This is a genomic window from Serratia sp. 506_PEND (genome assembly GCF_001076875.1).
Taxonomy (GTDB): domain Bacteria; phylum Pseudomonadota; class Gammaproteobacteria; order Enterobacterales; family Enterobacteriaceae; genus Serratia; species Serratia marcescens.
Map to the genome: position 1 here is coordinate 1 of NZ_JVEL01000410.1, position 22,062 is coordinate 22,062.

20 protein-coding genes and 1 pseudogene are annotated in these 22,062 nt (G+C 59.9%); 11 read left to right on the forward strand and 10 right to left on the reverse strand.

Features of this window, described 5'->3' with window-relative positions:
- The 4 genes from aceF to yacL all read left to right on the forward strand — a co-directional run.
- On the forward strand, window positions 1-1,424 hold a 1,424-nt coding region (gene aceF, locus ADK28_RS14875; protein WP_048795992.1), incomplete at its 5' end, for a pyruvate dehydrogenase complex dihydrolipoyllysine-residue acetyltransferase.
- Window positions 1,425-1,657: 233 nt separating this feature from the next.
- The gene (gene lpdA / locus ADK28_RS14880; RefSeq protein ID WP_004937500.1) at window positions 1,658-3,082 is read left to right on the forward strand and encodes a dihydrolipoyl dehydrogenase; all 1,425 of its coding nucleotides are present in this window, start codon (window positions 1,658-1,660) and stop codon (window positions 3,080-3,082) included.
- Between the two features lie 514 nt (window positions 3,083-3,596).
- Window positions 3,597-6,194 carry a bifunctional aconitate hydratase 2/2-methylisocitrate dehydratase gene (gene acnB / locus ADK28_RS14885; RefSeq protein WP_004937504.1) on the forward strand — a complete coding sequence of 866 codons (2,598 nt, stop codon included), beginning with the start codon at window positions 3,597-3,599 and terminating at the stop codon, window positions 6,192-6,194.
- A 139-nt stretch (window positions 6,195-6,333) separates the two neighbouring features.
- Complete coding sequence (yacL, locus tag ADK28_RS14890; RefSeq protein ID WP_016930072.1) at window positions 6,334-6,696, forward strand: protein YacL; 363 nt, start codon at window positions 6,334-6,336, stop codon at window positions 6,694-6,696.
- 32 nt (window positions 6,697-6,728) lie between these two features.
- On the opposite strand, the gene speD is transcribed toward yacL, so the two are convergent.
- From speD to ADK28_RS14905, 3 genes are all read right to left on the reverse strand, one after another.
- Window positions 6,729-7,523 carry an adenosylmethionine decarboxylase gene (gene speD, locus ADK28_RS14895; RefSeq protein ID WP_004937510.1) on the reverse strand — a complete coding sequence of 265 codons (795 nt, stop codon included), beginning with the start codon at window positions 7,521-7,523 and terminating at the stop codon, window positions 6,729-6,731.
- 27 nt (window positions 7,524-7,550) lie between these two features.
- The gene (speE, locus tag ADK28_RS14900) at window positions 7,551-8,414 is read right to left on the reverse strand and encodes a polyamine aminopropyltransferase (RefSeq protein WP_033639402.1); all 864 of its coding nucleotides are present in this window, start codon (window positions 8,412-8,414) and stop codon (window positions 7,551-7,553) included.
- Window positions 8,415-8,539: 125 nt separating this feature from the next.
- On the reverse strand, window positions 8,540-8,887 hold the full coding sequence (locus ADK28_RS14905; protein ID WP_033634347.1) for a YacC family pilotin-like protein: 348 nt from the start codon (window positions 8,885-8,887) through the stop codon (window positions 8,540-8,542).
- A 216-nt stretch (window positions 8,888-9,103) separates the two neighbouring features.
- Between ADK28_RS14905 and cueO the strand changes: the two genes are divergently transcribed.
- Both cueO and hpt read left to right on the forward strand, forming a co-directional pair.
- Window positions 9,104-10,747: a multicopper oxidase CueO gene (gene cueO, locus ADK28_RS14910; protein WP_048795993.1), complete on the forward strand. Its 1,644-nt coding sequence runs from the start codon at window positions 9,104-9,106 to the stop codon at window positions 10,745-10,747.
- Between the two features lie 98 nt (window positions 10,748-10,845).
- On the forward strand, window positions 10,846-11,382 hold the full coding sequence (gene hpt, locus ADK28_RS14915) for a hypoxanthine phosphoribosyltransferase (RefSeq protein ID WP_075202076.1): 537 nt from the start codon (window positions 10,846-10,848) through the stop codon (window positions 11,380-11,382).
- 38 nt (window positions 11,383-11,420) lie between these two features.
- On the opposite strand, the gene can is transcribed toward hpt, so the two are convergent.
- Window positions 11,421-12,077: a carbonate dehydratase gene (can, locus tag ADK28_RS14920; RefSeq protein ID WP_016930066.1), complete on the reverse strand. Its 657-nt coding sequence runs from the start codon at window positions 12,075-12,077 to the stop codon at window positions 11,421-11,423.
- Window positions 12,078-12,287: 210 nt separating this feature from the next.
- Between can and ADK28_RS14925 the strand changes: the two genes are divergently transcribed.
- The 3 genes from ADK28_RS14925 to ADK28_RS14935 all read left to right on the forward strand — a co-directional run bounded on the left by ADK28_RS14925 (window position 12,288) and on the right by ADK28_RS14935 (window position 15,436).
- Window positions 12,288-13,211: an ABC transporter ATP-binding protein gene (locus ADK28_RS14925; protein WP_015379030.1), complete on the forward strand. Its 924-nt coding sequence runs from the start codon at window positions 12,288-12,290 to the stop codon at window positions 13,209-13,211.
- Complete coding sequence (locus tag ADK28_RS14930) at window positions 13,208-13,978, forward strand: ABC transporter permease (RefSeq protein WP_004937535.1); 771 nt, start codon at window positions 13,208-13,210, stop codon at window positions 13,976-13,978. The genes ADK28_RS14925 and ADK28_RS14930 overlap by 4 nt, the downstream gene beginning before the upstream one ends.
- Window positions 13,979-14,155: 177 nt before the next feature.
- On the forward strand, window positions 14,156-15,436 hold the full coding sequence (locus ADK28_RS14935) for a polysaccharide deacetylase family protein (protein ID WP_028127378.1): 1,281 nt from the start codon (window positions 14,156-14,158) through the stop codon (window positions 15,434-15,436).
- Between the two features lie 34 nt (window positions 15,437-15,470).
- Here ADK28_RS14935 and panD read toward each other — a convergent pair whose 3' ends face one another.
- The 3 genes from panD to panB all read right to left on the reverse strand — a co-directional run bounded on the left by panD (window position 15,471) and on the right by panB (window position 17,669).
- The gene (gene panD / locus ADK28_RS14940; protein WP_004937544.1) at window positions 15,471-15,851 is read right to left on the reverse strand and encodes an aspartate 1-decarboxylase; all 381 of its coding nucleotides are present in this window, start codon (window positions 15,849-15,851) and stop codon (window positions 15,471-15,473) included.
- Between the two features lie 145 nt (window positions 15,852-15,996).
- Window positions 15,997-16,851 carry a pantoate--beta-alanine ligase gene (panC, locus tag ADK28_RS14945; RefSeq protein ID WP_033639404.1) on the reverse strand — a complete coding sequence of 285 codons (855 nt, stop codon included), beginning with the start codon at window positions 16,849-16,851 and terminating at the stop codon, window positions 15,997-15,999.
- A 23-nt stretch (window positions 16,852-16,874) separates the two neighbouring features.
- A complete protein-coding gene (gene panB, locus ADK28_RS14950; RefSeq protein WP_004937548.1) occupies window positions 16,875-17,669 on the reverse strand; it encodes a 3-methyl-2-oxobutanoate hydroxymethyltransferase in 795 nt (264 codons plus the stop codon).
- A 166-nt stretch (window positions 17,670-17,835) separates the two neighbouring features.
- Between panB and qseB the strand changes: the two genes are divergently transcribed.
- Together qseB and qseC are read left to right on the forward strand one after the other, a co-directional pair.
- On the forward strand, window positions 17,836-18,498 hold the full coding sequence (gene qseB / locus ADK28_RS14955) for a quorum sensing response regulator transcription factor QseB (RefSeq protein WP_033639407.1): 663 nt from the start codon (window positions 17,836-17,838) through the stop codon (window positions 18,496-18,498).
- Window positions 18,495-19,853: a quorum sensing histidine kinase QseC gene (gene qseC, locus ADK28_RS14960; protein ID WP_033639409.1), complete on the forward strand. Its 1,359-nt coding sequence runs from the start codon at window positions 18,495-18,497 to the stop codon at window positions 19,851-19,853. Before qseB ends, qseC begins: the two co-directional genes overlap by 4 nt.
- 5 nt (window positions 19,854-19,858) lie before the next feature.
- Here the strand turns inward: qseC and folK are convergent, their stop codons facing one another.
- From folK to ADK28_RS33015, 3 genes and pseudogenes are all read right to left on the reverse strand, one after another.
- Complete coding sequence (gene folK, locus ADK28_RS14965) at window positions 19,859-20,359, reverse strand: 2-amino-4-hydroxy-6-hydroxymethyldihydropteridine diphosphokinase (RefSeq protein ID WP_048795995.1); 501 nt, start codon at window positions 20,357-20,359, stop codon at window positions 19,859-19,861.
- Entirely contained in the window at window positions 20,359-21,906 is a 1,548-nt protein-coding gene (gene pcnB / locus ADK28_RS14970; RefSeq protein WP_075202077.1) for a polynucleotide adenylyltransferase PcnB, read from the reverse strand. Before pcnB ends, folK begins: the two co-directional genes overlap by 1 nt.
- A gap of 61 nt (window positions 21,907-21,967) precedes the next feature.
- A pseudogene (locus ADK28_RS33015) lies at window positions 21,968-22,062 on the reverse strand (tRNA glutamyl-Q(34) synthetase GluQRS); the annotation flags it as partial.

The following is a 22,062-nucleotide window of genomic DNA, read 5'->3' on the forward strand; positions in this document are numbered from 1 at the left end:
GCACCGTGAAAGAGATCAAGATCGCGACCGGCGACAAAGTGAAAACCGGTTCCCTGATCATGGTGTTCGAAGTGGCTGGCGCCGCTTCCGCTGCGGCCCCGGCTGCGGCTGAAGCACCGGCTGCCGCTGCAGCGCCTGCGGCCTCTGCGGCCAAAGACGTCGCCGTGCCGGACATCGGCGGTGACGAAGTCGAAGTGACCGAGGTGATGGTCAAGGTGGGCGACAAGGTTGCCGCCGAGCAGTCTCTGATCACCGTGGAAGGCGACAAGGCCTCCATGGAAGTGCCAGCGCCGTTCGCGGGCACCGTGAAAGAGATCAAGATCGCGACCGGCGATAAAGTGAAAACCGGCTCCCTGATCATGGTGTTCGAAGTGGAAGGCGCTGCGCCTGCCGCTGCCGCCGCTCCAGCCGCTAAAGCGGACGCTGCGCCGGCGCCGGCCGCCGCTAAAGCCGCCGCGCCGGCTGCGAAAGCTGAAGACAAAGGCGAGTTCGCCGAGAACGCGGCCTACGTGCACGCGACCCCGGTCATTCGTCGTCTGGCGCGCGAATTCGGCGTTAACCTGGCGAAAGTGAAAGGCACCGGTCGTAAAGGCCGCATCCTGCGCGAAGACGTTCAGGCTTACGTGAAAGACGCGGTGAAACGCGCTGAAGCGGCTCCGGCTGCTGCCGGCGGCGGTCTGCCGGGCATGCTGCCATGGCCGAAAGTGGACTTCAGCAAGTTCGGCGAGATCGAAGAAGTCGAGATGGGCCGCATCCAGAAGATCTCTGGCGCGAACCTGAGCCGCAACTGGGTGATGATCCCGCACGTGACTCACTTCGACAAAACCGACATCACCGATCTGGAAGCGTTCCGCAAGCAGCAGAACGAAGAAGCGGCCAAGCGCAAGCTGGACGTGAAGTTCACGCCTGTCGTGTTCATCATGAAAGCCGTTGCTGCCGCTCTGGAGCAGATGCCGCGCTTCAACAGCTCGCTGTCCGAAGATGGCCAGAAGCTGACGCTGAAGAAATACATCAACATCGGCGTGGCGGTAGATACCCCGAACGGCCTGGTGGTTCCGGTGTTCAAGGACGTGAACAAGAAGAGCATCACCGAGTTGTCTCGCGAGCTGATGACCATCTCCAAGAAAGCGCGCGACGGCAAGCTGACCGCGGGCGAGATGCAGGGCGGCTGCTTCACCATCTCCAGCCTGGGCGGCATCGGGACGACTCACTTCGCGCCGATCGTCAACGCGCCGGAAGTGGCTATCCTGGGCGTCTCCAAGTCTGCGATGGAGCCGGTCTGGAACGGTAAAGAGTTCATGCCGCGCCTGATGATGCCGATGTCGCTGTCCTTCGACCACCGCGTTATCGACGGTGCCGATGGTGCGCGCTTCATCACCATCATCAACAACATGTTGTCCGACATTCGCCGTCTGGTGATGTAATGCAAAAGGGGCGCAGCATGCTGCGCCCCTGACGATTCTGTAGCAGTTTTGTCGGATTTTGCATAACTCGACAAAATTGTTGAGACACGGGTCACTCGAACACGCTTTGCAGATTATTAACAATTCTGTAAACTGCTCGCGGTGTAAGCGTCCCGGTGGATGAAGGGCGTTATGAGATCGATTAGCAATAAAAATGACGTCTGACCCGCCGGACAATCAATTAAGAGGTCATGATGAGTACTGAAATTAAAACTCAGGTCGTGGTACTTGGGGCGGGCCCGGCAGGTTACTCTGCAGCCTTTCGTTGCGCTGACTTAGGTCTTGAAACCGTTCTGGTTGAACGTTATTCCACTCTGGGCGGGGTTTGCCTGAACGTGGGATGTATCCCTTCCAAAGCACTGCTGCACGTTGCCAAAGTGATCGAAGAAGCCAAAGCGCTGGCCGAACACGGCATCGTTTTCGGTGAGCCGAAAACCGACATCGACAAAGTGCGCGTCTGGAAAGAAAAAGTCATCACTCAGCTGACCGGCGGTCTGGCTGGCATGGCGAAAGGCCGTAAAGTGAAAGTGGTCAACGGCCTGGGCAAGTTCACCGGCGCTAACACCCTGGTTGTGGAAGGCGAAAACGGCCCAACCACCATCAACTTCGACAACGCCATCATCGCTGCAGGCTCTCGTCCGATCCAACTGCCATTCATTCCTCATGAAGATCCACGCGTGTGGGATTCCACCGATGCGCTGGAGCTGAAAACCGTCCCAGAGCGTCTGCTGGTTATGGGCGGCGGCATCATCGGCCTGGAAATGGGCACCGTATACCATGCGCTGGGTTCACAGATCGACGTCGTTGAAATGTTCGATCAGGTTATCCCGGCGGCAGATAAAGACGTGGTGAAAGTCTTCACCAAACGTATCAGCAAGCAGTTCAACCTGATGCTGGAAACCAAAGTGACCGCGGTAGAAGCCAAAGAAGACGGCATCTACGTCACGATGGAAGGTAAAAAAGCGCCGGCAGAACCACAGCGTTACGACGCGGTGCTGGTGGCGATCGGCCGCGTGCCGAACGGCAAACTGCTGGATGCCGGCAAAGCCGGTGTGGAAGTTGACGAGCGTGGCTTCATCAACGTCGACAAACAGCTGCGCACCAACGTGCCGCACATCTTCGCCATCGGCGACATCGTCGGGCAGCCGATGCTGGCGCACAAAGGCGTGCACGAAGGCCACGTTGCCGCAGAAGTTATCGCCGGCATGAAGCACTACTTCGATCCGAAAGTGATCCCATCCATCGCTTACACCGAGCCGGAAGTGGCGTGGGTGGGTCTGACCGAGAAAGAAGCGAAAGAGAAAGGCATCAGCTACGAAACCTCCACCTTCCCGTGGGCGGCTTCCGGCCGTGCGATCGCTTCCGACTGTGCAGACGGCATGACCAAACTGATCTTCGACAAAGAAACTCACCGCATCATCGGTGGCGCGATTGTCGGCACCAACGGCGGCGAACTGCTGGGTGAAATCGGTCTGGCCATCGAGATGGGCTGCGACGCGGAAGACATCGCGCTGACCATCCACGCTCACCCGACCCTGCACGAATCCGTGGGCCTGGCGGCGGAAATCTACGAAGGCAGCATCACCGACCTGCCTAACCCGAAAGCCAAGAAGAAGTAATTCTGCTGGCTTGACCGGTTAACAAGCGGCTCCTGAGAAGGGGCCGTTTTTTTTTGCCCAGATGCACAAAACGGTTTTTTGTGGCCGCTGCGCCAAATTCCGATCCTCATGCTTATATCCGTTTTAATTATGTGGATATAATACCCTGTTTGTCCGGCAGCCGATTACGCTGCGCTCAACGATTCAGCAAAGATTTAATGTTGCTTTTATGTGAACGAATTAACAACCGTTTCAAATCCTGATATGCTGGCTGAGCGGAACCGGGCACTGTACCTTACAGTCCAGGACATCGACAGCAGTGCCCCGTCAGGATAGATGGCATCAATATCGCCGTGCGCTCTACCCATCAGTCTTTCATGCTGTAACGCTGTTTGACCGCGCTTGTTTGCCCCAGTCACCGTTTCGGGGCCTTTACGGGCCGATCGCCTAGCCACAGAGTGAAACCCAAAGGGTATAAACCCGGTTTGCATATACGCCAGGCACAATAAATGACAATGAGAGCGAGGAGAACGTCGTGCTAGAAGAATACCGTAAGCACGTAGCCGAGCGTGCTGCTGAGGGCATCGCCCCTAAGCCGCTAGACGCCACCCAAATGGCCGCGCTGGTCGAACTACTGAAGAATCCGCCAAAAGGCGAAGAAGAATTCCTGTTAGACCTGCTGATTAACCGTGTTCCACCGGGCGTCGACGAAGCCGCCTACGTCAAAGCAGGTTTCCTGGCGGCCATCGCCAAAGGTGAAGCGACATCCCCCCTGGTTACCCCCGAGAAAGCCATTGAATTGTTAGGCACCATGCAGGGCGGCTATAACATTCATCCGCTGATCGAAGCGCTGGACAACGAGAAGCTGGCGCCGATCGCCGCCAAAGCGCTGTCCCACACGCTGCTGATGTTCGACAACTTCTACGACGTGGAAGAGAAGGCCAAGGCCGGCAACCCGCACGCCAAGCAGATCATGCAGTCTTGGGCCGATGCCGAATGGTATCTGTCGCGCCCTGAGCTGGCGGAAAAGATCACCGTCACCGTGTTCAAAGTCACCGGCGAAACCAACACCGACGACCTTTCTCCGGCGCCGGACGCCTGGTCGCGCCCGGACATCCCGCTGCACGCGCTGGCGATGCTGAAAAACGAACGTGAAGGCATCGTGCCGGATCAGCCGGGCAGCGTTGGCCCGATCAAACAGATCGAGCTGCTGAACAAGAAAGGCTTCCCGCTGGCCTACGTCGGCGACGTGGTCGGCACCGGTTCCTCCCGTAAATCCGCCACCAACTCGGTGCTGTGGTTCATGGGCGACGACATCCCGCACGTGCCGAACAAACGCGGCGGCGGCGTGGTGCTGGGCGGCAAGATTGCGCCTATCTTCTTCAACACCATGGAAGATGCCGGCGCCTTGCCGATCGAAGTGGATGTGTCCGAGCTGAACATGGGCGACGTGATCGACGTTTACCCGTACAAAGGTGAAGTGCGCAACCACGAAACCGGCGCGCTGATCGCCAACTTCGAGCTGAAAACCGACGTGCTGCTGGATGAAGTGCGCGCCGGCGGCCGTATCCCGCTGATCATCGGCCGCGGCCTGACCACCAAGGCGCGCGAAGCGCTGGGTCTGCCGCACAGCGACGTGTTCCGCATCGCCAAACCGGTAGCCGCCAGCAGCAAAGGCTTCTCGCTGGCGCAGAAAATGGTTGGCCGCGCCTGCGGCGTCGCTGGCATTCGCCCAGGCGAATACTGCGAACCGAAGATGACCTCCGTCGGCTCTCAGGACACCACCGGCCCGATGACCCGCGATGAGCTGAAAGACCTGGCCTGCCTCGGCTTCTCCGCCGATCTGGTCATGCAGTCGTTCTGCCACACCGCCGCGTACCCGAAACCGGTCGACGTGACCACGCACCACACGCTGCCTGACTTCATCATGAACCGCGGCGGCGTATCGCTGCGTCCGGGCGACGGCGTGATCCACTCCTGGCTGAACCGCATGCTGCTCCCTGACACCGTCGGCACCGGCGGCGATTCCCACACCCGCTTCCCGATCGGCATCTCCTTCCCGGCCGGTTCCGGTCTGGTGGCGTTTGCCGCCGCGACCGGCGTGATGCCGCTGGATATGCCTGAGTCGGTGCTGGTGCGCTTCAAAGGCAAAATGCAGCCGGGCATCACCCTGCGCGATCTGGTGCACGCCATCCCTTACTACGCGATCCAGCAGGGTCTGCTGACCGTCGAGAAGAAGGGCAAGAAAAACATCTTCTCCGGCCGCATTCTGGAGATCGAAGGCCTGCCGGATCTGAAGGTCGAGCAGGCGTTTGAGCTGACCGATGCGTCCGCCGAACGTTCCGCCGCCGGTTGTACCATCAAGCTGGACAAGGCGCCGATCGAAGAGTACCTGAACTCCAACATCGTGCTGCTGAAGTGGATGATCTCCGAAGGCTACGGCGATCGCCGTACGCTGGAGCGCCGTATTCAGGGCATGGAAAAATGGCTGGCGGATCCGCAACTGCTGGAAGGCGATGCGGATGCGGAATACGCGGCGGTGATCGACATCGATCTGAACGAGATCAAAGAGCCGATCCTGTGCGCGCCGAACGATCCTGACGACGCGCGCCTGCTGTCCGACGTGGCCAACAGCAAAATCGATGAGGTATTCATCGGTTCTTGCATGACCAACATCGGCCACTTCCGCGCGGCCGGCAAGCTGCTGGATCAGCACAAGGGCCAGCTGCCGACCCGTCTGTGGGTGGCGCCGCCAACCAAGATGGATGCGGCTCAGCTGACCGAAGAAGGCTACTACAGCGTCTTCGGCAAGAGCGGCGCGCGTATCGAGATCCCGGGCTGCTCGCTGTGCATGGGCAACCAGGCGCGCGTGGCGGACGGCGCGACGGTGGTTTCCACCTCAACCCGTAACTTCCCGAACCGTCTGGGCACCGGCGCCAACGTCTATCTGGCGTCTGCCGAACTGGCCGCGGTAGCGTCCCTGCTGGGCCGCCTGCCGACGCCGGACGAGTACCAGACCTATATGGCGCAGGTCGACAAGACGGCGGCGGATACCTACCGCTACCTGAACTTTGACCAGCTGGGCCAGTACACCGAAAAAGCCGACGGCGTGATCTTCCAAACCGCCGTGTAAGCCGCTATATTGCGCAACTGTTTAACGGGAGGCCTTGGCCTCCCGTTTTATTTTGCTCAGTTGCCAACTTTGCGAGCGCTCACTGAGTTAGTCAGCCATTTATGTTTACACTAAGAAAAAGGGCTCAGGAGGGCATGCTATGGATTACGAATTTCTGCGTGACGTCACCGGTCAGGTGATCGTCAGATTTTCGATGGGGCATGAAGCGATTGGCCACTGGATCAATGAAGAAGTCAAAGGCGATTTCAACCTGCTGGACCGGATTGAAGCCGGTGCGGCCGAGGTCAAAGGCAGCGAGCGTCAATGGCAGCTGGAAGGCCATGAATATACGCTGCTGATGGACGGTGAAGAAGTGATGATCCGCGCCAATCAGCTGGAGTTCGAGGGCGATGAAATGGAAGAGGGGATGAACTACTACGATGAAGAAAGCCTCTCATTCTGCGGCGTTGAGGACTTCCTGCGGGTGTTGAAGGCCTATCGTTCTTTCATGCTGAAGTACTAAGCATCAGGGCGCGGCGTGCCGCGCCCTTTCCATCACAGATGCGGAATATTGCGGCCGTAATAGATTTCCTGCATCTCTTTCCATAACAGATCGGTGATCTGCTTGCGCTCGGCGGCGCTCAACGCCTCCGGCTCCGCGTTAAACAGGTAGTGCTTCAGATCGAAATCCTTCAGCAACATCTTGGTATGGAAGATATTTTCCTGGTAAACGTTCACGTCCATCATGTGGTACAGCGCCTTGATGTCTTCCGACATAAAGTTCTGGATCGAATTGATCTCATGATCGATGTAATGTTTCACGCCGTTCACGTCGCGGGTAAAACCGCGCACGCGATAGTCCATGGTGACGATGTCGGATTCCAGCTGGTGAATTAAGTAGTTCAGCGCCTTGAGGGGCGAAATGACGCCGCAGGTCGAGACCTCGATATCGGCGCGAAAGGTGCATAGCCCGCCTTCCGGATGGCTTTCCGGGTAGGTATGTACGCAGATATGGCTTTTGTCCAGGTGCGCGACGACCGTATTCGGCAGCGGGCCTGGGTGTTCCGACGTATCGACGTCTTTCGGATCGATCGGCTCTTCGCTGACCAGGATGGTGACGCTGGCGCCCTGCGGCTCGTAGTCCTGACGCGCGATGTTCAGAATATTGGCGCCGATGATCGAGCAGGTCTCGCTCAGGATCTCGGTCAGCCGGTTGGCGTTATATTGTTCGTCTATGTAGGCGATATAGCCATCGCGATCGTCCGCGGTTTTGGCGTAACAAATATCGTAAATACAAAAACTCAGGCTCTTGGTCAGGTTGTTGAAGCCGTGCAGTTTTAGCTTATGCAATTTGGGCCACCTCCTTTATCTTCTCGCTTAACGTGTTACGTTCAGGGCATTGAGCAAATATTGCGGCAGGGCAAAGCTGCCGACGTGAATTGCCGGGTTGTAATAACGGCAGTGTAGGCCGCTTTGGTTAAAGCGCTGTTGCAGGGTAGGCAGATCGCGCTGGCGCAGCGCCGGGTTCTGGCTCGCCCAGGCAAAGGTCATGATGCCGCCGTAATAGGTCGGGATCGCCGCCTGATAGAAGCTGACGTCGCTAAAGTAGCGGCTCAGTTTGGCGTGGCTGTTGACCGCCTCGTCCTGCTGCAGGAAGCAGACGCCGTTTTGCGCGACGAAAATGCCGCCCTCATTCAGGCAGCGGGCGCAGCCTTCATAAAACGCCGAGGTGAACAGGCTTTCGCCGGGGCCGATCGGATCGGTGCAGTCGGAGATGATCACATCGAACGTTTCGTGGGTTTGATTCACGAAGTTGACGCCGTCGTCGATCACCAACTTGAAGCGCGGATCGTCATAGGCGCCGGCGCTGTGGTTGGGCAGGTATTGGCGGCAGAACTCGACGACGCCGGCGTCGATCTCGACCATGGTGATCTGCTCCACGCCTGGGTGCCGGCTGACTTCGCGCAGCATGCCGCCGTCGCCGCCGCCGATGATCAGCACTTTCTTCGCCTGGCCATGCGCCAGCAGCGGCACGTGGGTCAGCATTTCGTGATAGATGAACTCGTCACGCTCGGTGGTTTGCACCACGCCGTCGAGCGCCATCACGCGCCCCAGCACCGGGTTCTCGAAGATCACCAGATCCTGATGATCGGTCTTCTCGCGGTACAGCACCTTCTCTACCGAGAAGTACTGGCCGAAGCCCGTATGCAGCGTTTCGTACCAAATTTCTTTCTGGGTCATGTGCGGGAAACTCCGTAATAACAGCCATGAAAAATCGGCGCAACATCATAGCTAACTCTGTCTGGCGATGCACGGTTGAATTTCAGACAGAGAGAGCGAAAGGCGGGTGGGGGAGAGGGGCGGAATTAGTTGGCGTAGGCCAGCAGGCTCAACGAGTCGCGCGCCAGCGATTTGCACTTCTTCGGCGTTGGAATGGCGATGCCGCTGAGATCGCGATAGCTGTCTTCGCCCAGCGCCTTCATGTTAAAGCTGTTGTAGTTGCTCAAATCCCAGCGGTTTTGTTGTGCGAAATAGACGATAGCGCGTTTGATTTGCACATTTGGCAAATCGTTGTAGCCGCAATCATTTTTCAAATAAATAAATACCGCCGTCAGATCGGCCAGATCTTCCGCCTCGGATTCATTCAGCGCCAGACTGGCGTTGGAGAAGCCCAGCATCGCCAGCAACAGCATCGATAACGTTGTTTTTTTCATCATGAAATAGGCCTGTTTGTCGTCTGTTGACGTTACCACACTTGCCTGTAAAGGCACCAAATTTTATTGCTGCCGGGCCGGCATCGCGTGTGTCAGTCACACTCTCTGATTGTGAGGCATAGCTTAAAATACCGCCAGGAAAGGCTTGACCTTCCGCCTGGGGGAAGGTTTAGGCTGGCGGCATTGAGTTATGTCACTGAGAAAAGGGAGTCAGCGATGTTACGCCGTGATTTTATTAAATTAACCGCTGCGCTGGGCGCGGCGAGCGCATTGCCGTTATGGAGCCGGGCGGCCTGGGCGGCCGATCGGCCGGCCCTGCCGGTACCGCCGCTGTTGACGCCGGGCGCGCAGGGAAAGATTGCGCTGGCGCTGCAGGCGGGGGAAACCCGCTGGTTGCCCGGCGCCGCCACCAAAACCTGGGGATTCAACGGCGCGCTGCTCGGGCCGGCGGTGAAGCTGCAGCGTGGCCAGCCGGTGACGGTCGATATCAAAAACAGCCTGGCGGAGGCCAGTACCGTCCACTGGCACGGGCTGGAAATTCCCGGCGACGTCGATGGCGGCCCGCAGGCGCTGATCCACCCCGGCGCGACGCGCACGGTGAATTTCACCGTCGATCAACCGGCGGCCACCTGCTGGTTCCACCCGCACACGCACGGTAAAACCGGCAGCCAGGTGATGATGGGGCTGGCGGGGTTGGTACTGCTGGAAGACGATGAAAGCGCCAAACTGCCGCTGCCGAAAACCTGGGGGCAGGATGATATTCCGGTGATCCTGCAGGATAAGCGGCTGGGCAAAGACGCGCAGATCGAATACCGCCTGGACGTGATGAGCGCGGCGGTGGGCTGGTTTGGCGATCGCATGTTCACCAACGGCGCGCAGTATCCGCAACATCTGGCGCCGCGCGGCTGGCTGCGTTTGCGTTTTCTCAACGGCTGCAACGCCCGCTCGTTGAATCTGGCGGCCAGTGACAACCGTCCGCTGTATGCTATCGCCAGCGACGGCGGTTTCCTGGCGGAGCCGGTGAAGCTGACCGAGCTGCCGATGCTGATGGGCGAACGCTTTGAAGTGCTGGTCGATGCCTCCGACGGGAAAGCGTTTGATATCGTGACGCTGCCGGTGAAGCAGATGGGCATGACGTTGGCGCCGTTCGATCAACCGCTGCCGGTGCTGCGCATTCAGCCGTCGTTGGCGCAGGGTATCAAAACCATGCCGGACAGCCTGGTGAAGCTGCCGACATTGCCTGCCACCACTGGTATCCAGGAGCGTTGGCTGCAGCTGATGATGGATCCGCAGCTGGATAGGCTCGGCATGCAGGCGCTGATGGATCGTTATGGTCACCAGGCGATGGCCGGCATGAGCATGAATCATGGCGCGACGGGCGCTGGAGACATGAAAGGCATGGAAAAGGGCGGCATGCAGGGCATGGACCACGGCAACATGAAGGGCATGGATCATGGCAAGATGGCCGGGATGGATCACGGCGGCGCGCAGAGCAAAGCCAAACCGTTCGACTTCGGCCACGGCAACATGATCAACGGCAAGGCCTTCGATATGACCAAGCCGATGTTCGCCGCCAAACGGGGCCAGTATGAGAAATGGACCATTTCCGGTGAGGGCGACATGATGTTGCACCCGTTCCACATTCACGGCACCCAGTTCCGTATCTTGTCGGAAAACGGCAAACCGCCGGCGGCGCATCGCAGCGGCTGGAAGGACACGGTGCGCGTCGAAGGGTGGCGCAGCGAAGTGCTGGTGCGCTTCGATCATCCGGCAAGTAGCGAACATGCGTATATGGCCCACTGCCACCTGTTGGAACACGAAGATACCGGCATGATGATGGGCTTTACCGTCGACGACTGATCGCGGTCCATCGCTCAGGTGGCGGTGCGCTCGCGTCGCCACCGGCGAAAGGCTATGCTAAACTCTGCGCCTTTCTTCCGGCAACTGACCTGAATACTATGAAACACACTGTAGACGTAATGATTTCCGAGCAGGAAGTTAAGACCCGTATCGCCGAAATTGGCCGCCAGATCACCGAACATTACCGCGACAGCGGCAGCGACATGGTGCTGGTCGGGCTGCTGCGCGGCTCCTTCATGTTCATGGCCGATCTCTGCCGCGCGATCGAGGTGCCGCACGAAGTCGACTTTATGACCGCCTCCAGCTACGGCAGCGGCATGTCCACCACCCGCGACGTGAAGATCCTCAAGGATCTGGACGAAGACATTCGCGGCAAAGACGTGTTGATCGTGGAAGACATCATCGATTCCGGCAACACGCTGAACAAAGTGCGCGAGATTTTGGCGCTGCGCGGGCCGAAATCGCTGGCGATTTGCACCTTGCTGGACAAACCTGAGCGCCGTGAAGTGCAGGTGCCGGTCGAATATGTCGGCTTCTCGATCCCGGATGAGTTCGTGGTGGGGTATGGCATCGACTACGCTCAGCGCTACCGTCACCTGCCGTACGTCGGCAAAGTGGTGCTGCTGGACGAGTAATTGGATGTGGGGCGCGGCAAGCCGCGCCCGCGGCGGGGTTATACGCCTTTATCCTGCTTCAGTTTGGCTATCGCTTTGCGGTAGCCCATCTCCAGGCTCTCGCGGCTGGTCGCCAGCACTTCCATATCGCGCAGACGGCCGTCCTGAATGCCGTACACCCAACCGTGGATCATCACCTTCTGGCCGCGCTTCCAGGCGGACTGCATGATGGTGGAGTGGCCCAGGTTGTACACCTGTTCAATGACGTTGATCTCGCACAGCATGTCGAAACGCTGTTCCGGCGGCAGCTCGCCCAGCAGCGAGCTGTGCTTGTACCACAGATCGCGAATGTGCAGCAGCCAGTTGTCGATCAATCCCAGCTCCGGGTTTTCCACCGCCGCCTGCACGCCGCCGCAGCCCAGGTGGCCGCAGATGATGATGTGTTCGACTTCCAGCACATCTACCGCATACTGCACCACCGACAGGCAGTTAAGATCGGTGTGGATCACGAGGTTCGCCACGTTGCGATGGACGAACAGTTCACCCGGCTCGAGGCCGGTCAGGCGTTCTGCGGGAACGCGGCTGTCAGAGCAACCAATCCATAAGAAGCGGGGCTTTTGCGCCTGGGCTAAACGTTCGAAAAATTCCGGGTCTTCCTGACTGATATTGGCCGACCAGGCCTGGTTGTTGGCGATAAGCTCTTCGATTTCTTTCATGAAGGTGATTGACCCGTAACGGACAGATTGCGTTGGGGTAATATAGGGTAAGCGTCACAATTTGGAAATCGGAACAGTGGTGCAGCCGCATTTACCGCACGGATTCGACGCAGTGAAAACGCCGTCGATGCTAGGATTATTGTTAGTGTTTCAAGCCTCGCAAACAGGGGCGCGGCGGCATACTCATCGTTATAAGGTACTATTTTACATATGAATTATGCACTGGAATTAGCGCAGCTGACCAAGACTTACGCCGGTGGCGTCAAGGCGCTGCGCGGCATCGACCTGAGCGTCGAAGCGGGGGACTTTTATGCCCTGCTGGGGCCAAACGGCGCCGGAAAGTCCACCACCATCGGCATCATCAGCTCGCTGGTGAACAAAACCGCCGGCAGCGTGCGGGTGTTCGGTTACGACATCGATAAAGACATCGTCAACGCCAAGCGCCAGCTCGGCCTGGTGCCGCAGGAGTTCAACTTCAACCCGTTTGAGACCGTGTTGCAGATCGTGGTGAACCAGGCGGGTTACTACGGCGTCACGCGGCGTGAAGCGATGGCGCGCGCCGAAAAATACCTCAATCAGCTGGATCTGTGGGGCAAGCGCAACGAGCGCGCCCGCATGCTGTCCGGCGGCATGAAGCGCCGCCTGATGATCGCCCGCGCGTTGATGCATCAGCCGAAGCTGCTGATTCTCGATGAGCCGACCGCCGGGGTGGATATTGAGCTGCGTCGCTCGATGTGGGGCTTCCTGAAAGAGCTGAACGCCCAGGGCACCACCATTATCCTCACCACCCACTATCTGGAAGAGGCGGAAATGCTGTGCCGCAACATCGGCATCATCCAGAACGGGGAACTGGTGGAAAACACCTCGATGAAGGGGCTGCTGGCCAAGCTGAAGTCGGAAACCTTCATCCTCGATCTGGCGGCGAAGAGCCCGCTGCCGAAGCTGGACGGTTACCACAGCCGCCTGACGGATACCTCGACGCTGGAAGTGGAGGTGATGCGCGAGCAAGGGCTGAACGGCCTGTTCGCCCAGCTGAGCGCGCAGGGCGTGCAGGTGCTGAGCATGCGCAATAAGGCGAACCGCCTGGAAGAGCTGTTTGTCACCCTGGTTAACGGCAATGGAGAGAAAGCATGACGCGTTTGTATTGGGTGGCCTTACAGAGCATCTGGGCCAAAGAGGTAAACCGGTTCGCGCGCATCTGGATCCAGACCCTGGTGCCGCCGGTGATCACTATGACGCTGTACTTCATCATCTTCGGTAACCTGATCGGCTCGCGCATCGGCGATATGCACGGCTTCAGCTACATGCAGTTCATCGTGCCCGGCCTTATCATGATGGCGGTGATCACCAACTCCTATGCCAACGTCGCCTCGTCGTTCTTCAGCGCCAAGTTTCAGCGCAACATTGAGGAACTGCTGGTGGCGCCGGTGCCGACCCACGTGGTGATCGCCGGCTATGTCGGCGGCGGCGTGGCGCGCGGCATCTGCGTCGGCGTGCTGGTGACCATCATTTCGCTGTTCTTCGTGCCGCTGCAGGTGCATGCCTGGTGGGTGATTGCGCTGACGCTGCTGCTGACGGCGATCCTGTTCTCGCTGGCGGGGCTGATCAATGCGGTGTTCGCCACCACTTTCGACGACATCAGCCTGATCCCGACCTTCGTGCTGACGCCGCTGACTTACCTGGGCGGGGTGTTCTACTCGCTGTCGCTGCTGCCGCCATTCTGGCAGGCGGTGTCCAAGCTGAACCCCATCGTTTATATGATCAGCGGCTTCCGCTACGGTTTCCTCGGCATCAACGATGTGCCGCTGGCGTTCACCATGGCGGTGCTGGTGGCGTTTATCGCGGTGTTTTACCTGCTGTCCTGGTACCTGATCGAGCGCGGCCGCGGCCTGCGCAGCTGATCGTATCGCGCCCTCGCTTTCCCGGCGGGGGCGCTTTTCTTGATTTGGCGCAGGCGGCGCGTAAATCAATAGAATTGCTCAAATAACCGCTAGTTCCCCGCTGTTCAAATCGTGCTATGCTGGCGCTCCACATTTCCTCCACTTTTGTCATTACGCACTCGTAAGCAGAACATCATCATGCGGTCTCAATACACGTTAACGGCTGGGTTGCTCGGCATTCTGATGTCGTTGGTTTCCCCTGTGAGCCTGGCTAGTCTGCTGTCGGAAGACAGCGCGGTTAAATCTGAATACATGGAAGCGCAGCGCGATAGCGAAGTCTATGCGTTGGTGGGCGAGCATGTGATCCCGGTAGGGGAAGTGAAGCGCGGGCAACTGATCCAGGTGTTCCCGGCGGATGCGGAATACTACGAATTCAAATTTGGGCATGGTACCGGCTTTATCGATAAAGACGACGTGCGTGAATTGAAGAAGTCGCGCAAGGTGCAAGACGATTTGGGCGAGCTGAACAAACCGCTGACCAACCAGAATCTGATCACGCAAAAAACGATCGACGTATACACCGCAGCGGACAAGGACAGCGAAGTCTTGGGCACGCTGGAAGGCAACCTGCGCTATCCGATCATCGGCAAGCTGAAGGATCGCCTGAACAACACCTGGTACGAGGTCAACATCGGCGAGCGGCTGGGGTTCATTAATGAGTTGGACTGCGAGATCGATAACGGCATACCGGTGCTGACTTACCACCACCTGCTGAAAAACGAAGAGAACAAACGCTTCCGCCACACCTCGACCACCACTTCAGACGTGGCGTTCAGCAACCAGATGACCTACCTGAAGCAGGCGGGCTACGACACCATTTCGCTGTACCAGCTGGAAGCCTACCTGAAAAATCAGATCAACCTGCCGGGCAAGGCGATCGTGCTGACTTTTGACGACGGCCTGAAATCGGTGTATCGCTACGCTTATCCGGTGCTGAAGGATTACGGTTTCCGCGCCACGGCGTTCATCATCTCTTCGCGCATCAAACGCCACCCGCAGAAATGGAACCCGGACTCGCTGCAGTTTATGAGCGTCTCGGAGCTCAAGCAGATTCAGGACGTGTTCGACGTGCAGTCGCATACCCATTTCCTGCACCGCACCGACGGCAATCGCCAGCCGATTTTGCTGAGCCGTTCGCTGCACAATATCGAGTTCGATTTTGAGCGCTCGCGCCGCGCGCTGTCGCAGTTCAACCCGCACGTGCTGTATCTGTCCTACCCGTTCGGCGGTTATAACCAACGGGCGATTCAGGCGGCGCAGGACGCCGGGTTCCATCTGGCGGTGACAACGGTGCAGGGCAAGGTGAAGCCGGGGGATAACCCCTATACGCTGAAGCGGCTGTATATTCTGCGCACCGACTCGATCCAGACCATGGCGGATCGGATAGCCAACAAGCCGGGCACGGTGGTGGTGCAATAAGGAAGAACGGGCGCGCAAGGCGCCCGTTTTATTGTCAGGCGACCTGAACCGGCACGGCTTTCGCCTTGCGCTGCAGGTTGTTGTCACCTTCGAAATAGGCGACTTTCGGGTGGTGCTGGCGGGCGTCGGCGTCGGTCATTTGCACATAGGAGCAGATGATCAGTTTGTCGCCGACGCAGGCGCAGCGCGCGGCGGCGCCGTTGACCGATATGATGCGCGAACCGCGCTCGGCGGCGATGGCGTAGGTGGAGAAGCGCTGGCCGTTATCCACGTTGTAAATATCGATCGCTTCATATTCCAGAATGCCGGCGGCCTCCAGGAAATCCTGGTCGATGGCGCAGGATCCTTCATAGTGCAAGTCAGCCTGAGTGACTTTGACGCGATGCAGCTTGCCTTGCAGCATAGTACGTATCATAGCTTTACCTAACTGAATATCGGCCTTCACAGGCGCTGGGGTTGAACATCTCTCCTGCATCCCTGCAATCTCTATCGTCACCGATTGCTTCGCCATTGTCTACCAATGGCCAGGGCTTCAGGGTGACGACAGTATAAAAAACGGCTTACAGCGTCAGGTCGACCTGCTGGTTGTCGATAAGACGCGCCTTGCCCAGCCAGGCGGCCATCAGCACCACCGCCCGCTGGCTGTCCACCGTCAGCGGCTGCAGGCTGTCGGCGTCGCGAATAAACAACTCATCCGGCGTAAAGCCGGCGGCGCGCAGCTGCTCGGCGGTCTGCTCCAGCAGCGTTTCGACCTGGCGCTCGCCATTGGCCAACTGTTGCGCCAGCGCGTTCATGATTTTGCTCAGCTGCGGCGCAACCTTGCGTTCTTCGGCGGTCAGGTAACCGTTGCGCGAGCTGAGGGCCAGGCCGTCTTTGGCGCGCACGGTCGGCACGCCGACGATATCGATGTCGTAACCCATGTCCGCCACCATTTTGCGGATCAGCGCCAGCTGTTGGTAATCCTTCTCGCCGAAACAGGCCAAATCAGGCTGCACCAGGTTGAACAGCTTGCTGACGATGGTGGAAACGCCGCGGAAGTGGCCCGGCCGGCTTGCGCCTTCCAGGATGGTGGAGATGCCCGGCACATCGACGTAGGTCTGCTGCTCCAGGCCCTGCGGATAAACCGCGGCCGGGGCCGGCGCAAACACCAGATCGACGCCGCGGCGGGTCAGCTTCTCGCTGTCTTCCTGCAGCGTGCGCGGGTAGCGCGCCAGATCGTCCGGCCGATCGAACTGCATCGGGTTAACGAAGATGCTCACCACCACCACGTCGGCGCGGGCGCGCGCTTCATCGACCAGCGTCATGTGGCCGTCGTGCAGGTTGCCCATGGTCGGCACCAGCGCGATGCGTTTGCCTTCCTGGCGCCAGCGGCGGATCTGCTGACGCAGCATCGGCAGGGTTTCGATAATAATCATTGGGGGACTCCTGGAACCATCGCTTAGTTAAAAGAGTGTTCAGCCGCCGGGTAGAGGCCTTGCTCCACTTCCTGAATGTAATGCTGCACCGCCGTGCGGATATCGCCGCTCTGCGCCAGGAAGTTCTTGGCGAACTTCGGCGTGTGGCCGCCGGTGATGCCGAAGGCGTCATGCATCACCAGGATCTGGCCGTCGGTGCCGTTGCCGGCGCCGATGCCGATGACCGGAATGGACAGCGCTTCGGTGATCTGGCGCGCCAGCTCGGTCGGCACGCATTCCAGCACCAGCAGCTGAATGCCAGCCAGTTCCAGATTCTGCGCGTCCTGCAACAGCTGTTTGGCGGCCAGTTCGTCGCGCCCTTGCACCTTATAGCCGCCGAACACGTTGACCGACTGCGGCGTCAGGCCCAGGTGGCCGCACACCGGTACCGCGCGTTCAGCGAGCATTTTCACCGTGTCGCACAGCCAGCTGCCGCCTTCCAGTTTCACCATGTTGGCGCCGGCGCGCATCAGCTCGGCGGCGTTGGCGAAGGTCTGTTCCGGGGTGGCGTAACTCATGAACGGCAGATCGGCCAGCAGCAGGCAGGCCGGCGCGCCGCGGCGCACGGCGCGCGTGTGGTAGGCCACGTCGGCGACGGTGACCGGCAGCGTGGAGTCGTGGCCCTGCAGCGTCATGCCCAGCGAATCGCCCACCAACAGGACTTTGATGCCTTGCTCTTCAAACAGTTTGGCAAAGCTGGCATCGTAGGCGGTAAGGGTAGCAAACTTGCGCTGCTCCTGTTTCCACTGGCGCAAATGGGTCACGGTGGTGGGTTTCATCACAACGTCTCCTGAAACGGGCCGTGCGGCTTACGCAGGCCCAGGCTGCAAAAAAGTGCAGCCATTCTACTGTAACCCGATCGGGGTGGGTAGCGCGGATCGCCATGCTTAAGCGGTTCTTAAGAACCTTGTGGTGCAATGGCGCCAAGACTCAAAAGGGATACTCATGCGAATTCTGTTGATCGAAGATGACAAACTGATCGGTGACGGCATCAAGGCCGGGCTGACCAAACTCGGCTTCAACCTGGACTGGTTCACCGACGGCGCCGTCGGCAAAAATGCGCTGGACAGTGCGCCGTACGACGCGGTGATCCTCGATCTCAGCCTGCCGGGCCTCGACGGCCTGGATCTGCTGCGCCAATGGCGCCAGGCCGGGCAGGACGTGCCGGTGCTGATCCTCACCGCCCGCGACGCGCTGGAGCAGCGGGTCAGCGGGCTGCAAAGCGGCGCCGACGATTATCTGTGCAAGCCGTTCGCGCTCGCCGAAGTGGCGGCGCGCCTGCAGGCGCTGATCCGGCGTCGTCACGGCCAACTGATGCCGCAGCTGACGCACGGCAACGTAGTGTTCGACAGCGCCACCCGCAGCGTGAGCTGCAACGGCGAACCGGTGACGCTGACGCCGCGCGAATTGGCGGTGCTGGAGCTGTTTCTGCACAACAAGGGGCGGGTGCTGGCGCGGCCGTTGATTCAGGAGAAACTGTACAACTGGGACGACGACGTGAGCAGCAACGCGGTGGAGGTGCATATTCACCACCTGCGGCGCAAGCTGGGCAACGGCTTCATCCGCACCATCCACGGCGTGGGTTACACGCTGGGGGATGCGCCGTGAAGCGTCTCAGCCTGCGGCTGCGCCTGATCCTGATCTTCAGCCTGTTGGCGCTGCTGACCTGGAGCACCGCCAGCGTGGTGGCCTGGGTGATGTCGCGCAACACCATCAACGAAGTGTTCGACACCCAACAGATGCTGTTCGCCAAAAGGCTGGCGACCGCCAACCTCGGCGATCTGTTGGCCGATGAAAGCGCGCGCAGCCTGCCGAAAACCAAGAAGCTGGTGCATCACGGCAAGCGCGGCGAGCAGGACGACGACGCGCTGGCGTTCGCCATCTTCGATCGCCAAGGCAAGATGCTGCTCAACGACGGCGAGAACGGCGCTGATTTCCTGTTTGACGGGGAGCGTGAAGGTTTTACCGACGGCGAGCGCAAAGGCGATGACGACAGCTGGCGTCTGGTATGGCTGACCAGCCCCGACGGGCGCTATCGCATTGTCGTGGGGCAGGAGTGGGATTACCGGCGCGATATGGCGCTGGGCATGGTGACGGGCCAATTGGTGCCCTGGCTGGCGACGCTGCCGGTGCTGATGCTGCTGATCGCGCTGATGGTCGGGCGCGAGCTGCGGCCGCTGCGCGCGGTGGCGGCCGGTTTGCGCCGGCGCGCGCCCGATGACGCCACGCCGCTGGATGCGCGCCAGGTGCCGACCGAGGTGCGCCCGCTGGTGGATGCGCTCAATGCGCTGTTCGCCCGCATCAACGCTTTGCTGGTGCGGGAGCGGCGCTTCACCTCCGATGCCGCGCACGAGTTGCGCAGCCCGCTGGCGGCGCTGCGGGTGCAGACTGAAGTGGTGCAGCTGGCGGGGGACGATGCGCCGATGCGTGAGCACGCGCTGGACAATCTGACGCTCGGCATCGACCGCGCCACCCGGCTGGTGGATCAACTGCTGACGCTGTCGCGGCTGGATTCGCTGTCGGATCTGGCCGAACTTGCGCCGGTCGACTGGAACGATCTGGTGACGATGACCCTGGCGGAGCAGGATCGGCAGGCCCATGCGGCGGGCGTGACGCTACGCTATGAACATCAGGGAACGCCACCGCCGCGTCAGGGAGAAACCTTGCTGCTGTCGTTGCTGTTGCGCAATCTGCTGGACAACGCGGTGCGCTATACCCCGCAGGGCGGCGTCGTCACCGTGACGTTGAGCGAACGTTCGCTGACGGTGGCGGACGACGGTCCGGGTGTCACCACGGAGCATCTGGCGCGGCTCGGAGAACGTTTCTACCGCCCGCCGGGACAGGAACAAACCGGCAGCGGTCTGGGGTTATCTATCGTGCAGCGTATCGCCGGCTTGCATGGTTTGCAGGTCAGTTTCGCCAATCGCCCGGCGGGGGGATTTGTAGCGCGGTTGGCGCTGTAGGTGGGTCAGGACTTGGGTTTTGGCTGATGCCACAGCGCCATGCCGTTTTCCGGCACGCGCTTGAGGCAGCTGGCGAGCGGTTCGCCATCGGGGAAAATCAGATCGGGGGCGATTTCCGCCAGCGGGTAGAGCATGAATTCGCGCTCTTTCAGGCCGTAATGCGGCACCGTCAGGCGCTCGGTATGGATCACCTTGTCGCTGTACAGCATGATATCCAGATCGAGCGTGCGCGGCCCCCAGCGCTCATCCTTGCGCACGCGCCCCTGATTGCGTTCTATCGCCTGGGTATGGTCGAGCAGCTGTTCGGGCGGCAACAGGGTATCCAGCGCCACCACCGCGTTGAGAAAGTCCGGCTGGTTTTGCGGCCCCAGCGGCTTGGTGCGGTAAAACGAAGAACAGATGACCAGCCGGGTGCGCGGGAGATGCTCCAGCGCCTCCAGCGCGGCGTTAACCTGTTGCAGCGGCTGCGCCAGGTTGCTGCCCAGCGCGATATAAACGCGGATCATTATGCCCCTTCTTTGCGCGGTGCCCGGCGGCGAGGGCGGCGTTGGCGCGCGCGGCGCGGCGCCGGATCGTCGCCCAGGGTGCTCAGCATGGCTTTCTGTCGCGCCGGCGTGGCGTCCTGGAACTCGCCCCACCACTCGGCCAGACGCAGCATCTCCTGATTGTCTTCCACTTCCGCACGCAGCGCCAGCAGATCATAGGCGGCGCGGAATTTCGGATGTTCCATCAGTTTGTGCGCGCGTTTGCCCTGACGGCGAGACAGGCGCAGCTGCAACTGCCAGATATCGCGCACCAGCGTGGTGATGCGTTTCGGGATCGCCAACGAGCGGCACTGCTCGTCGAGCACATCGTTCATCGCCAGCGCGAAGGCGTCGTAGTAGGCCAGGCCGCTTTCCTGCGCCAGCTTCTGCGCGTGCTCCAGCAGCGGGTACCACAGCATGGCGGCGAACAGGAACGCCGGGTTGACGCGCATGTCGTTCTGCAGACGATGATCGGTGTTCTTCAGCACCTGCACCAGAATGCGCTCCATCGGCGTATCGTGGTTCGGCGTGAAGTTGCGGGCGATCAGCGGGAACAGCGGTTGGAACAGCTGATATTCGCACAGCTTCAGGTAGGTTTGGAAACCGTAACCCGCCTGCAGCAGCTTGAGGGATTCTTCGAACAGACGCGCCGGCGGGATCTCATGCAGCAGCGAGGCCAGGCGCGGGATCGGCTCGGCGGTCTCTTCGCTGATGCGCATGCCCAGCTTGGCGGCGAAGCGCACCGCGCGCAGCATGCGCACCGGATCTTCGCGGTAGCGGGTTTCCGGATCGCCGATCAGGCGGATCACGCCTTGTTTCAGATCGTTCAGGCCGCCGACGTAATCGCGCAGGGTGAAATCCGCCACGCCGTAGTACAGGCTGTTGATGGTGAAATCACGGCGCTGGGCGTCTTCCTCGATCGAACCGAAGATGTTGTCGCGCAGCAGCATGCCGTTTTGCGCCTGCTGGGAGGAATTCTTGTCGGATTCCTGATTCTGTTCGTGGTGACCGCGGAAGGTGGCCACTTCGATGATCTCCGGCCCAAACATCACGTGCGCCAGACGGAAGCGGCGGCCGACCAGGCGGCAGTTGCGGAACAGTTTGCGCACTTGTTCCGGCGTGGCGTTGGTGGTGATGTCGAAGTCTTTCGGCTTTTTACCGAGCAACAGATCGCGCACCCCGCCGCCGACCAGATAAGCCTCGTAGCCGGACTTGTTCAGGCGATAAAGCACTTTCAGCGCATTTTCGCTGATGTCTTTACGGGAGATCGAGTGCTGTTCGCGCGGGATCACGGTCATCGAGTCGTTGCTCTCGGCGAGAGGAAAAGGCGGACGCTTGCGCGGCGTTGAGCGGCGGGCAGGGGCGTTGCTGCCGTTATCGGCGGCGCGCGGCTGCGGCGCAGGGCTGCTTGGCGCCGCGGCACGCTCTTCGCGGACTACGTTTTTATCGCCGGCCGCCGCGTCGTCGCGGGGCAGCTTGTCATCGCGGGTCAGTACCTTACGACAGAAGTTGGCTACTCGGGTAAAAATGGTACACCTCGATAGTGACTGATAAAAATGGAGCTAACAAAAAATAGCGGCTAATCATAGCTCACCATGGCTCCTTTGAGAATGCCGGCGTGTTTTCATCCAGAGGGATAGCCTCCTGACGCGGCACGTTTTCCAACCGCCAGTGTTCGATCGCCC